The sequence below is a fragment of the Levilactobacillus sp. LN180102 genome (genome assembly GCF_050106635.1).
Lineage (GTDB): Bacteria > Bacillota > Bacilli > Lactobacillales > Lactobacillaceae > Levilactobacillus > Levilactobacillus brevis.
Genome location: NZ_JBNIIX010000003.1, coordinates 156,986 through 169,930, shown reverse-complemented (window position 1 = coordinate 169,930; position 12,945 = coordinate 156,986). Strand labels below are relative to the sequence as shown.

At 46.1% G+C, this 12,945-nt stretch carries 7 protein-coding genes and 8 tRNA genes; all 15 read right to left on the bottom strand.

What is annotated here, in order from left to right; all coding sequences use genetic code 11:
- Positions 1-2: 2 nt before the first annotated feature.
- The 15 genes from ACP4IT_RS03290 to ACP4IT_RS03220 all read right to left on the bottom strand — a co-directional run bounded on the left by ACP4IT_RS03290 (position 3) and on the right by ACP4IT_RS03220 (position 12,917).
- Positions 3-3,614 carry a DNA-directed RNA polymerase subunit beta gene (locus ACP4IT_RS03290; protein WP_011668507.1) on the bottom strand — a complete coding sequence of 1,204 codons (3,612 nt, stop codon included), beginning with the start codon at positions 3,612-3,614 and terminating at the stop codon, positions 3-5.
- A 238-nt stretch (positions 3,615-3,852) separates the two neighbouring features.
- A complete protein-coding gene (locus tag ACP4IT_RS03285) occupies positions 3,853-4,458 on the bottom strand; it encodes a TetR/AcrR family transcriptional regulator (protein WP_015474034.1) in 606 nt (201 codons plus the stop codon).
- A gap of 273 nt (positions 4,459-4,731) precedes the next feature.
- Positions 4,732-7,218: an ATP-dependent Clp protease ATP-binding subunit gene (locus tag ACP4IT_RS03280; protein WP_011668509.1), complete on the bottom strand. Its 2,487-nt coding sequence runs from the start codon at positions 7,216-7,218 to the stop codon at positions 4,732-4,734.
- A gap of 17 nt (positions 7,219-7,235) precedes the next feature.
- On the bottom strand, positions 7,236-7,703 hold the full coding sequence (locus ACP4IT_RS03275; protein ID WP_011668510.1) for a CtsR family transcriptional regulator: 468 nt from the start codon (positions 7,701-7,703) through the stop codon (positions 7,236-7,238).
- A gap of 204 nt (positions 7,704-7,907) precedes the next feature.
- Positions 7,908-7,981 (bottom strand) — tRNA-Pro (locus ACP4IT_RS03270).
- A 28-nt stretch (positions 7,982-8,009) separates the two neighbouring features.
- A tRNA-Pro gene (locus ACP4IT_RS03265) sits at positions 8,010-8,083 on the bottom strand.
- 34 nt (positions 8,084-8,117) lie between these two features.
- Positions 8,118-8,191, bottom strand: a tRNA-Arg gene (locus ACP4IT_RS03260).
- Positions 8,192-8,211: 20 nt separating this feature from the next.
- Positions 8,212-8,297, bottom strand: a tRNA-Leu gene (locus tag ACP4IT_RS03255).
- A gap of 10 nt (positions 8,298-8,307) precedes the next feature.
- A tRNA-Gly gene (locus tag ACP4IT_RS03250) sits at positions 8,308-8,379 on the bottom strand.
- Positions 8,380-8,405: 26 nt separating this feature from the next.
- Positions 8,406-8,478: transfer RNA gene (locus ACP4IT_RS03245), tRNA-Thr, on the bottom strand.
- Between the two features lie 37 nt (positions 8,479-8,515).
- Positions 8,516-8,597 (bottom strand) — tRNA-Leu (locus ACP4IT_RS03240).
- 37 nt (positions 8,598-8,634) lie between these two features.
- Positions 8,635-8,707, bottom strand: a tRNA-Val gene (locus tag ACP4IT_RS03235).
- Between the two features lie 317 nt (positions 8,708-9,024).
- On the bottom strand, positions 9,025-10,296 hold the full coding sequence (gene serS / locus ACP4IT_RS03230; RefSeq protein WP_011668511.1) for a serine--tRNA ligase: 1,272 nt from the start codon (positions 10,294-10,296) through the stop codon (positions 9,025-9,027).
- A 282-nt stretch (positions 10,297-10,578) separates the two neighbouring features.
- On the bottom strand, positions 10,579-11,211 hold the full coding sequence (locus ACP4IT_RS03225; RefSeq protein WP_011668512.1) for a deoxynucleoside kinase: 633 nt from the start codon (positions 11,209-11,211) through the stop codon (positions 10,579-10,581).
- Positions 11,212-11,417: 206 nt separating this feature from the next.
- Positions 11,418-12,917: an amino acid permease gene (locus ACP4IT_RS03220; RefSeq protein ID WP_011668513.1), complete on the bottom strand. Its 1,500-nt coding sequence runs from the start codon at positions 12,915-12,917 to the stop codon at positions 11,418-11,420.
- Between the last annotated feature and the right edge of the window lie 28 nt (positions 12,918-12,945).

The window sequence follows — 12,945 nt, the reverse complement described above, 5'->3', positions numbered from 1 at the left end:
AATTAGTCTTGTGTATTCGGTTGACTTTCATTTTTTGTTGCTGGCGCGGTCTTGGATTCATCAGTCTGAGCAGCGGCTTTCCGTTGTTCTTCCTGTTGTTGCGCGTACTTGCTCAACGCATCCACATTAACAACATCGTCGTCTTCGTCGTCCATATCACGGAGTTCGATTTCTTCTTTGTCGCCATTTAAGACCTTCATGTCCAGCCCTAAGGATTGGAGTTCCTTCACTAACACGCGGAAGGATTCAGGAACACCTGGCTTTGGAATTGGATCGCCCTTAACAATGGCTTCGTAGGTCTTAACCCGACCAACCACGTCATCAGACTTGTACGTCAAGATTTCTTGCAACGTATAAGCGGCACCATAAGCTTCCAAAGCCCAAACTTCCATTTCACCGAAACGCTGACCACCAAATTGCGCTTTCCCACCAAGGGGTTGTTGCGTAACCAGTGAGTAAGGTCCGATAGAACGGGCGTGCATCTTGTCATCAACCATGTGGGCCAACTTCAGGTAGTGCATGACCCCAACGGCAACCCGCTTATCAAACGGTTCACCAGTTCGACCATCATATAAGACAGTCTTGGCGTCAGCAGCCATCCCGGCTTCCTTAACAGCGTCCGCAATATCTGTATCTTGGGCACCATCAAAGACTGGGGTTGCCATGTGCACACCGAGCTTGCGAGCAGCCATCCCCAAATGCAATTCGAGCACTTGCCCGATGTTCATCCGGGAAGGCACACCCATGGGACTCAACATAATGTCGATTGGGGTACCATCTGGCATGTACGGCATATCTTCTTCAGGGATAACCACTGAAACCGTCCCCTTGTTACCGTGACGTCCAGACATCTTGTCCCCAACTTGGATCTTCCGCTTTTGCGCGATGTAGACCCGAACCATCATGTTGACACCTGGTGACAATTCGTCCCCATTTTCACGGGTAAAGATCTTCACATCTTGGATGATCCCGCCACCACCATGCGGTACCTTCAGAGAAGTATCCCGAACTTCACGGGCCTTTTCACCAAAGATGGCATGAAGGAGTCGTTCCTCAGCGGATAATTCAGTAACACCCTTAGGCGTTACCTTACCAACTAAGATATCCCCATCTTGAACTTCGGCACCAACACGGATAATCCCGTCTTCGTCCAAGTTCTTCAAGGCATCTTCCCCAACGTTAGGAATTTCACGCGTCATTTCTTCAGGTCCAAGCTTCGTATCACGCGCTTCTGATTCGTATTCTTCAATATGAATCGACGTGTAAACGTCATCGCGAACCAACCGCTCGTTGATCCCAATGGCATCTTCGAAGTTGTACCCTTGCCAAGTCATGAAGGCAACTAATGGGTTTTGACCCAAAGCCAATTCCCCATTTTCCATGGAAGGACCATCAGCCAAGACTTCATCGTTATCGACATGGTCGCCGACCTTAACGATTGGGCGTTGGTTGTAGTTCTTCCCACCGTTTGACCGGCGGAACTTCATGAGCTTGTAAGTGTCTAAGGCACCATCTTCACGCCGAACACGAATTTCACGTGCATCAACGTATTCAACAGTCCCATCATGTTGACTGATCAAAGCAACCCCTGAGTCATGGGCCGCTTTGTATTCAATCCCAGTACCAATTAATGGCGCATGTGGGTTCAACAATGGCACAGCTTGCCGTTGCATGTTGGCACCCATCAGGGCCCGGTTGGAGTCATCGTTTTCCAAGAAAGGAATACATGCCGTGGCAACCGCAACAACTTGCTTAGGCGAAACATCCATGTAGTCAATCCGGTCAGCACTGGTTTCAATGTTTTCAGATTGGGCACGGGCCATGATCGTATCCGTATTGAAGGAACCATCATCATTTAATGGCGTGTTGGCCTGAGCAACAACATAGTTATCTTCTTCATCAGCTGTCAGGTAATCGATCTTATCGGTAACCTTATGCGTATCCCAAGAAACACGACGGTATGGCGTCTCGATGAACCCATACTTGTTAACCCGGGCATAGCTGGACAAACTGTTGATCAACCCAATGTTAGGCCCTTCAGGCGTTTCAATTGGGCACATCCGACCATAATGGGTATAGTGCACGTCCCGGACTTCATAACCGGCCCGGTCACGCGTTAACCCACCAGGTCCCAAAGCAGACAGACGCCGTTTATGCGTTAATTCACCTAACGGGTTAGTCTGATCCATGAATTGAGACAACTGTGAAGACCCAAAGAATTCTTTAATTGAGGCCACGACAGGACGAATGTTAATCAATTGTTGTGGCGTTACCGTCGCAGCATCTTGAATGGACATCCGTTCACGAACAACCCGTTCCATCCGGGATAACCCGATCCGGAATTGGTTTTGGAGTAATTCACCAACGGAACGAATCCGTCGGTTCCCCAAGTGGTCAATATCATCAGTGTTACCAATCCCCAGTTGTAAGTCAAAGAAGTAGTTCATGGATGCAATAATATCGGCTGGACGAATGTGCTTCAGCTTGATATCGATGTTCCCATTCCCAATCACAGGAACTTCTTGTTCTGGATCATCTGGTGATTGTACTTTGATAATTTGTAATTTTAGTGGTTCCGTGACAACGGCTTCGTCAGAAGGTTGGAAAGTCACCATCTTGAAATCATCTTGATCCAAGAATGGTGCTAAGCTCTTCATCACGTCCTTGTCAACGACCGTTCCTTTAGCGGCAATAATTTCACCGGTATCAGGATCAGCCAACGTTTCAGCTAAGGTCAAGCCCAGCAAACGGGTCTTTAAACTCAGCTTCTTGTTAGTCTTGTAACGACCAACTGGTGCCATGTCATAGCGTTTAGGATCGAAGAACCGAGCAGTCAGCAAACTCCGTGAAGAGTCCGCCGTCTTAGGTTCACCTGGACGCAAGCGTTCGTAGATATCCTTCAAGGACTCTTCGACACGTGAGTCATCGGTGTTCTTATGGATATCCTTTTCCAACGTCTGCATCAAGCTTTCGTTGTCACCTAAGATATCTAAGATTTCATCGTCAGAACCAAACCCTAAGGCCCGAACTAATTCGGTCATTGGGATCTTCCGCGTCCGGTCAATCCGAACGTAAGAAACGTTCTTCGCATCAGTTTCAAATTCTAGCCATGCACCCCGGTTAGGGATCACAGTGGCACCGTAAACTGTCCGACCGTTCTTATCCGTATCTTCATTGAAGTAAACCCCTGGTGAACGGACTAATTGAGAAACAATAACCCGTTCCGCCCCGTTAATAATGAAGGTCCCTTGGGCCGTCATTAATGGAAAGTCACCAAAGAAGACGTCTTGTGATTTGATTTCACCCGTTTCGTGGTTGGTTAACCGCAGGGTGACGTGTAGCGGTGCCGAGTAGTTGGCATCATGTTCCCGTGCTTCATCCACGCTGTATTTGGGTTCTAGTAACTGATAATCAACAAACTCTAACGAAAGGTTTCCTTGAAAATCTTCGATTGGCATGATGTCGTCGAACATATCGCGTAAACCTTCGTCAAGGAACCAATTATAGGAATTGGTTTGAATCTCAATCAAGTTAGGTAAATCAAGAACTTCCTTGATTCGCGAATAGCTCCGGCGCGTACGGTGTTTCCCGTATTTCACTAAGTGTCCTGCCAAGTTGTTCACCTCTCCTATTTATTCTGTGACTGGCCTCACCGAAATATTACATTTTGATTACAAATGCACTTTTCTTCGGATTTTTGGCAAAAAAAATCCAAAAACAAATCACTCAATTTGCTTTTGGCTTCTTATAACAAACGTCACCGGACAATATATCGGCACGTTCAATTTCAGTTCACAGTTGCATACAAATGATATAATACTAAATCCATTACTAAATGTCAATAATTGACGCTCACTTTTTGGTAGCAACACCAAATAATATTAATTTAATCAGGGCGATAGTCTGATCATGCTGTGTGGCATCCGCTGGCCCCACGTGATGAAAGGTATTGAATAAAGGACTCAAACTCGTCAGGTAAAATGACGCCGCATCCTTAGCCGCCAACCCAGGCTGCAAGGTTACAACACCCAGTTCAAAGAAATGCTGCAACGGTTGCAGGTAATCTTGCATGAAGATCATCCCTAGTTGACGCTGATTGGCCGGTTTAAGAAACCGGAAGCTGCTGTGAATCACCGTGAAGACATCACGCGGATGTACAGCAGTCAAAACCTCCGTCACCGCCGTCAATGCTGCCACTGGGTCTTTCGTTAAATCCGTTTGCAATTGTTCATTAACTGCGGTTAATCCTTGTTGCACCTCAGAACCAACCAGCTTAATAACCTCTAAAAAAATGACTTCTTTATCACTAAAGTGATGATATAACGCCGGTTGCGTAATTCCAACAATACGGGCAATTTCTCGCGTTGACGTTGCCTGATATCCTTGCGTTAAAAATTGTTCTCTAGCAGCTTTTAAGATGGCCGCCCGTGTGTGGTTTAACTGTTCTTCTCTTCTCATATCTTTACCCTTTCATCCCGCTTATTAAAGTAAGTGTACCACAGTCACCTATCACCAGCTAGGCGGGAGTTCCACCGATAAGCGCCTTTTATTTATCCCAACTTATTTGATTTCTTCTATTATATTGGCCCTACTCGATTAACTTAATCGGCCGAATGTAGAACTTGGCATAGATTGCTCCTAGTTAACGGCACAAAAACGGGTTACCAAGAATCTGAATCATTCTTAGTAACCCGCTGTGCTTTTTATTAACTAATTGCTCGATTTTAGCAGTTAAGCATTAATAACGGCTTTAGGACCATCAGTTGTTTTAACATTAACCGTCACTTCACCTTTGGTTGCCCCAATGGTGACTTGATCACCCGTTTTAACCTCACCATTAAGTAAGGCTTCACTCAGCTTATCTTCAACCTGCGTTTGTAATGCCCGCCGAATTGGCCGCGCACCATATTCAGGATCAAAGCCAGCTTTGGCTACCACATCAATCGCTGCTGGTGTAATCTTCAGCTTGATGTTTTGTTCTGCAACCCGAGCCACAATCTGTTGTGCCATCAGCTTCACAATTGCGTGAAGTTCATCCTTTTGTAAGGAATGGAAGATAACCGTTTCATCAATCCGGTTTAGGAATTCCGGCCGGAATGATTGCTTCAACGTTTCCCGGATAGTTCCAGCCATCGCCCGATAATCATTCGCCATGTCTTCAGCACCAAATCCAACCGTCTTTTCATCCCGTAACTTAGTTGCACCCAAGTTAGAGGTCATAATCAGGATGGTATTTCGGAAATCAACCTTACGACCCTTAGAATCGGTTAAATAGCCATCGTCCAAGACTTGCAATAAAATGTTAAAGACATCTGGATGGGCCTTTTCAACTTCATCAAAGAGAACCACAGAATATGGCTTTTGCCGAACCTTTTCGGTTAACTGACCGCCTTCGTCATACCCCACGTAACCGGGAGCTGAACCAATCAGCCGACTAGTTGAGTACTTTTCCATATACTCACTCATGTCTACCCGGATCATATTATCTTCGGACCCAAACATGGCTTCAGCTAACGCCTTGGCAAGCTCGGTCTTCCCAACACCGGTTGGTCCTAAGAACATGAACGACCCAATTGGCCGATTTGGATCCTTTAAGCCTGACCGTGCTCGGCGAATTGCGCGAGACACTGCCGAAACAGCCTCGGATTGACCAATGACCCGCTGATGCAAGATCTTTTCCAGGTTAACCAATCGATCGGCATCCGTCTGCTTCAACTGTGTTACGGGAACTCCCGTCCACTCAGCAACCACATCGGCCACGTCTTCACCCGTCACGTCTAAGGCATAATGCCGAGTTTCTTCCTCACTCGCTGCTTTAGCCTTAGCCTCACGCGCAGCCACTTTTTCTCGAAGCTTCATTTCTTCCGCTCGGAGTTTAGCCGCTCGTTCAAAGTCCTGCGCCTCAATAGCGGTTTCCTTTTCCGCCGCCAGGTCTTTTAACTCTTGAACCTGCTTAGAGGCTGCAGTTGGTCGATCCATCTGATCAATCCGAACCTTGGCAGAGGCTTCGTCCATCAAATCAATCGCCTTATCTGGCAAGAAACGATCACTGATGTAGCGACCCGAAAGCTTCACCGCTTGTTCCAGAGCCGTGTCCGTAATATTCACATGGTGATGATCTTCGTAACGCGAACGCAACCCTTTCAAGATCTGTAGGGCTTCACTAGGTGTTGGTTCATTGACTTGTACCGTTGCAAATCGACGTTCCAAAGCCGCATCGGATTCAATATACTTTTGATATTCATCCAGTGTCGTTGCCCCAATGGTTTGTAGTTCACCACGGGCCAAGGCTGGCTTTAAAATGTTCGACGCATCAATGGCACCTTCAGCACCACCAGCACCAATCAAAGTGTGTAATTCATCAATAAAGAGAATAACTTGCCCATCGTTATAAATTTCTTCGATGACCTTCTTTAATCGATCTTCAAATTCACCACGATATTTCGTCCCGGCCACCAATGATCCCATGTCTAGCATCATTAATCGCTTCTGTTGCATATCTTCTGGCACATCGCCAGCTACGATACGTTGGGCTAAGCCTTCCGCAATCGCCGTTTTCCCAACACCGGGTTCGCCAATTAAGACAGGGTTGTTCTTCGTCCGTCGACTCAGAATTTGAATCACCCGTTTAACTTCTTTATCGCGGCCGACAGTTGGATCCATCCGCCCCTCTTTAGCAGCGTCCGTTAGATTTCGGGCTAATGAGTCCAGCGTTGGGGTGCCACCTTGGGGTGCTCGCCGCGTCCGGCTGTCATTACGCCGCTTGGGCGTATCCGCAATCCCGAGCTTCCGCAACACGACCTTGCGTGCATCTGGTAATTCAACGTTTAAATTCTTCAAAATACGAGAAGACAAAATGGTTTCGTCACTCAATAACGCCAATAATAGGTGTTCCGTACCAATCTTAGCAGCACCTAAGCGTTTAGCTTCATCACCAGCTAAAGCCAACAATGTCTTAGCCTTAGGCGAGTAGGGTAAATAACTATCCTTATCTGTGTTGGCTAATGTGCCGTAGCCCGTGAAACGTTCAATCTCTTCACGCACGTCGTCCTCACTAACCGAGAACTGTTGCAACACCTTATTAGCAATGCCATTCTTTTCAATTGTCAGTGCGAGTAGCAAATGTTCTGTACCAACTGCTTGGTGCTTAAAATACTTCGCTTGTTCCTGTGCCAAAACGAGCACGCTCTTAGCACTTGGGGTAAATAAATTGTCCATTGCGACTCCTCACTTTCTTAGCTCTCATAGCGCAAGTGATTCAAAATTGAAATTAAAATTTGCGCCCGTATTCGTTCATTTAGGGCGCGGTCACCGGTGTCAACAGCGGCCTTATCAATCGCCGCCAAGATAATATTGGCTTCCCGCCGATTGATCGTACCAGCTTCAAAGAGGCTACGAACCACTGCTAGGCTGTCATGACGGGTAATCTGATCACCCACCGCCGTCACTAAGGAATCGATGAAATCAAGATTATCTAATAGCTTAACCTTTTCAATTCGGATGTAGCCACCGCCACCACGTTTACTTTGAACCACATAACCGTCTTGAATCGTAAAACGGGTCTTAATCACATAATTAATCTGGGATGGGACTACATTGAATTGATCGGCAATCTCGGCCCGGCGAATCTCAACTTGCTGTGACTCAGCCAAGATTTGCTTCAAGTAAGACTCGATAATATCCGAAATATTTTGATTCTCCATTACCGTCCCCCCTTCAGCGAAACTTATTTGACTAATGCTGACTAATATTATACGAAGTTTCCATCAAAATGCAACGGATTAGACTGCACCCGGACCAAATAAGTTCTGGTAAACTATCATAACAAAAAAACGACCGACATCCAAACAATTACGTAAGGAGTCGATCGTTTCAGCACTTCTGTTGGGGACGGTCGCAATAAAAAATCGGGAAGACAAGATTTGAACTTGCGACCCCCACGTCCCGAACGTGGTGCTCTACCAAGCTGAGCTACTTCCCGAGATAGCTCGCTGACAGTTAGTCAGTTATCGGGAAGACAGGATTCGAACCTGCGACCCCCTGGTCCCAAACCAGGTGCTCTACCAAGCTGAGCTACTTCCCGATGATGTCATGAACCTAATCATGAGCAACAAAAATGCACCCAGTAGGAGTCGAACCTACAACCTTCTGATTCGTAGTCAGACACTCTATCCAGTTGCGCTATGGGTGCATAATAAATATTTAATTAAATGCCGAGGACCGGGATCGAACCGGTACGGTCATCACTGACCGCAGGATTTTAAGTCCTGTGCGTCTGCCAATTCCGCCACCCCGGCAAAAGGGCAAAGCGGAAGACGGGATTCGAACCCGCGACCCCCACCATGGCAAGGTGATGTTCTACCACTGAACTACTTCCGCATATTGGCAATTAAATTGTGTTACCATGCCGACTAGAGGATTCGAACCTCCGACCTCCTCATTACTAGTGAGATGCTCTGCCAACTGAGCTAAGTCGGCAAAATACTTTTTCAAATATTTTGCAATATTGAGTTAATGCAGGTGAAGGGACTCGAACCCCCACGTCATAAGACACTAGAACCTAAATCTAGCGCGTCTGCCAGTTCCGCCACACCTGCAACGTTGGCGAACTAACGCCAAGGACCTAAGTCCCGATGGAGGATACAGGGCTCGAACCTGTGACCCTCTGCTTGTAAGGCAGACGCTCTCCCAACTGAGCTAATCCTCCATAGTCCTTCAGAAAACGTTAACCGCTCTCGTTCGAAACAACTATTATAATTTACCATGCCGTTGAAAACTTGTCAACCAGAAATTTGAAATATTTTGAATAAATATTCGTGGACTGAATAACTACTCTCTCAACAACATTTAATATTGTAGCGTACCAGCGAAAAAAAAGCTAGTCCTTTTTTGCATTTTTTTGCAAAAAAATTTGTATATCGTGAAATTATCGATCACTCACCTTTCTTAGCACACAAAAATTGCCATGACGCAGCCTATTTAACGACGTCATGACAATTATTTTGATCCGTTTAGCTATCTTTATTACTTGGTGATCTTAGTTAAGCCACCCATATAAGGCACTAAAACATCCGGAATAGTGACGGAACCATCAGCATTTTGATAATTTTCCAAAATCGCAGCAACTGCCCGGCCAACCGCCAAACCGGAACCGTTCAACGCATGCACGTATTGTAATTTACCATTCTCATCACGATATTGAATGTGGGCGCGCCGTGCTTGGAAGTCCGTGGTGTTCGAACAACTTGAAATTTCACGATAAGTCTGTTGTTCAGGGAACCAGACTTCCAGATCGTGCGTCATCGCCGCGGTAAAGCTCATATCACTAGTCGTCAAGGTAATAACATGGTAAGCCAAGCCTAACTTCTGTAAGAGGCTCTCAGCATGCTTGGTTAAGGCCTCCAACTCAGCCCACGAATTTTCAGGTTTACAGAACTTCACCATCTCAACCTTATTGAATTGGTGCAGCCGAATTAGTCCGCGCGTATCTCGACCGGCACTACCGGCTTCAGACCGGAAAGCTGGGGTCAAGGCCGTAAACCAAACTGGCAGTTCTTCTTCAGGAATAACTTCGTCACGATAGTAGTTCACTAAGGGGACTTCGGCCGTTGGAATCAAGGTCATGGCTTCATCCTTTAATTGGTAAACATCTTCCTTGAACTTAGGAAATTGGCCCGTACCATACATCGAATCGTCATTCACGATATAAGGTGGCAGGACTTCCTTAAATCCAGCCTTGGTATTCTCATCCAAGAAAAAGTTGTACACGGCCCGTTCCAACCGCGCACCGGCACCCAGATAATACAGATACCGACTACCCGAAACTTTAGCGCCAGCTTCAAAGTCTAAGATGCCAAGATCTTCCCCAATTTCGTAGTGTGCTTTAGGCGTGAAGTCCATATTTGGCTTCTCGCCCCATTGGCGGAGTTCAACACTCCCATCCTCAGTTAATCCAACTGGAACATTATCGTTGGGAATATTAGGTAAATGCGCGGCAGCATCTTGGACTTGATCCTTTAATGTATCCAATTGCGCATCAATATCTTTGATATCAGCACTCACCTGACGCATTTCCTTAATCTTGTCGTCAGCATCTTCTTTATTCCGCTTCAATTGTGAAATTTCATCAGACACCGTGTTTCGTTGGGCTTTCATCGTTTCACTCTTAACAATTAGTTCCCGACGTTTGGCATCAAGTTCCAATAGTGCATCAATATCAGCTGGGTCAACGCCTCGAGTTGCCAACTTTTCTTTGATGAAGTCTGGTTCTTGGCGAATCAACTTTAAATCTAACATCTGAAATAACTCCTCTCTAATTTGCGGATGATACAAAAAAGGTCTCCGTCACATGGGACGAAGACCTTCGCGGTACCACCCAAGTTCGTCATTGCACGCAATGACACCCTTGAACATGATAACGGTCTGCACCGTGCGGCATTACCCGCCCACTTTTTTAGTGCTGGAATTTTCGACGTTGCGGCTTTCAGCTTTCCCCGCTTCTCTGGCCGTCTACTGGATAGGCACCTCGTGTTTATTAATTGACGTTATCATACCGCATTTTGGTAACAAAGACAACGACTAAAGTGAAGCAATCTTTTCGTCAATCAGGTGTAAGACCTGTTGCCGGGCTGCTGGATCCTCTACGAAGTCTAATTGGTCGCCATCAATTTGCATCTTAGGTGACTTATCATAGGCGTTATACCAATCAACGTATCGTTGATCCAATTGTTGGTAATATTCATACAGACTCGGATCATGATCGATCTGTTCAAAAGAACGACCCCGCTTCTTAATCCGTTCTAACATCGTTTCAAACGAAATATTGATATGGATCAACAAGTCTGGGTTCTTTTTATGCGTCGCTTCTGGCAATTCCTGCATCATATTGGCCAGCAAGGAGTCATAGATATCAACTTCCGTAGACGTTGCTCGACCCAGGTCAGCGTTCAAGTGAAACAACAAGGAGTCCTCGAAGATCGACCGATCCAAAACTGTCTCATCATCCGCATTGGCTGCCTTAATGCTATCCAACCGCTTGTTAAGAAAGTAAATTTGTAATAGAAAGGCATACTTCTGAGGGTTCTGGTAGAACAGTGGCAAGATTTTGTTGTCATCCACTGATTCATAAAAGGCTGGTTTGTGTAAATGTTCGGCTAACAACGTAGTTAGACTCGTTTTGCCGGCTCCGATAGTTCCCGATAATACAAGCATGCAATCTCTCTCCTTTAAATAACGACGCGCCGATTTCTCGGCCAAAATTTCAACACCACATATTGTACCAACCTACTTCGTAAAAGACAATATATCGTGGCCATTTTTTCATTACCCAATTCATTAAAAACGGCACCTCGTAGGCCATAAGCCTAACGAGACGCCGTTAATATTATTTCATTTTATCTGCCCACGCATTATTATTCTTAATCTTTAGTTGACGATTCCTTTAAAGTTCCGTCCTTATGAACGGGTGACACATCAACCTGATCCAATGGAATCAGCTTAGTGTGCTTCTTAAACTTGTAGCCCAAGTACAGTACCAAAACCAATGGTACGCTGATGTAAGTTACCAGTACTTGTTCCCAATGACCCGAGAAGAATGATTGTGGGTCCTGACCGACAATCACGGCCACACACAGGATCAACGCCAGAATTGGTCCAATTGGGAACCACTTTGCGTGATAGCTCAGTTCAGACAACTTATGGCCTTGCTTCATGAATGCGCGGCGGAAACGGAAGTGCGATAAGGCAATCCCGAACCATGCAATAAACCCAGTCAACCCACTTGCAGCCACCAACCACAGATAAATCTGTGGACCGGCAATACTACTGATAAAAGTCAAAGCCGCAACAATGGTTGTGGCAAATAGTGCCGGGTAAGGAATTCCATTCTTTCCTGTCCGTTCAAACAACTTCGGTGCATAACCTTCCTTAGACAAGGAATACAGCATCCGAGTTGAAGCATACATCCCCGAATTAGCGGCTGAAAGCACTGAGGTCAAAATGACCGCGTTCATAACACCCGCAGCGGCTGCCAAACCAGCCCGCTGGAAAACTAATGTAAAGGGACTAATGGCAACATCACTCGCAGAAGAACCGAGTAAGTCAGGGCTGGTGTAAGGCAAAACGGCGGCAATAACAAAGATAGCTAAAATGTAGAATAGAATAATCCGCCAGAATACCTGATTAATCGCCTTAGGCACACTGTGAGCTGGGTCTTTTGACTCGCCAGCTGTGATTCCTACCAGTTCAGTTCCTTGAAAGGAGAACCCAGCAACTACGAAAACACTCAAGATAGCCGGAAAACCACCAACAAATGGGGCCTTTTTGTACGTAAAGTTCTCAAGGCCAGTTGCATGACCACCCATGATACCGACAATCGTCATCAAGCCAACTGCCAAGAAGACAAAAATGGTGACAACTTTAATCAATGACATCCAGAATTCAGTTTCCCCAAACGCCTGAACCGATAGGGCATTAATCACGAAAATAATTACTAGCGCAATCAAGCTCCAAATCCAGCCGGGAATTCCTGGTAACCAGAACTTCATCACCAGAGCTGCCGTAGAAATATCAACTGCAACCGTAATCGCCCAGTTGAACCAATAGTTCCAGCCCATGGCAAACCCTAACGCAGGATCAACATACTTGGCGGAATAAGCTGCAAATGACCCGGAGATTGGCATATTAGTTGCCATTTCTCCTAGACTGGTCATTAAGAAATACACCATTAATCCCATCGCCACATATGCGACGAGTGCACCGCCAGGTCCGGCGGTTGAGATTGCTGACCCACTGGCGACGAAAAGGCCAGTTCCAATACACCCACCTAAAGCAATCATCGAAACATGACGGGTCTTTAACCCCCGCTTTACCTGATCAGATGCTTCACTGGTCGTGGCATTTGTCGTACTTTGTTCCATATTGTTTCCTCCTTCTTGATTAGAAGGA

What these genes read in the sequence shown, in the direction of transcription:
- ACP4IT_RS03275 (WP_011668510.1), bottom strand. Translation starts at nt 7,703, where the DNA reads ATGGAGAATCAAAATATTTCGGATATTATCGAGTCTTACTTGAAGCAA.
- serS (WP_011668511.1), bottom strand. Translation starts at nt 10,296, where the DNA reads ATGTTAGATTTAAAGTTGATTCGCCAAGAACCAGACTTCATCAAAGAA.
- ACP4IT_RS03220 (WP_011668513.1), bottom strand. Translation starts at nt 12,917, where the DNA reads ATGGAACAAAGTACGACAAATGCCACGACCAGTGAAGCATCTGATCAG.
- ACP4IT_RS03225 (WP_011668512.1), bottom strand. Translation starts at nt 11,211, where the DNA reads ATGCTTGTATTATCGGGAACTATCGGAGCCGGCAAAACGAGTCTAACT.
- ACP4IT_RS03285 (WP_015474034.1), bottom strand. Translation starts at nt 4,458, where the DNA reads ATGAGAAGAGAAGAACAGTTAAACCACACACGGGCGGCCATCTTAAAA.
- ACP4IT_RS03280 (WP_011668509.1), bottom strand. Translation starts at nt 7,218, where the DNA reads ATGGACAATTTATTTACCCCAAGTGCTAAGAGCGTGCTCGTTTTGGCA.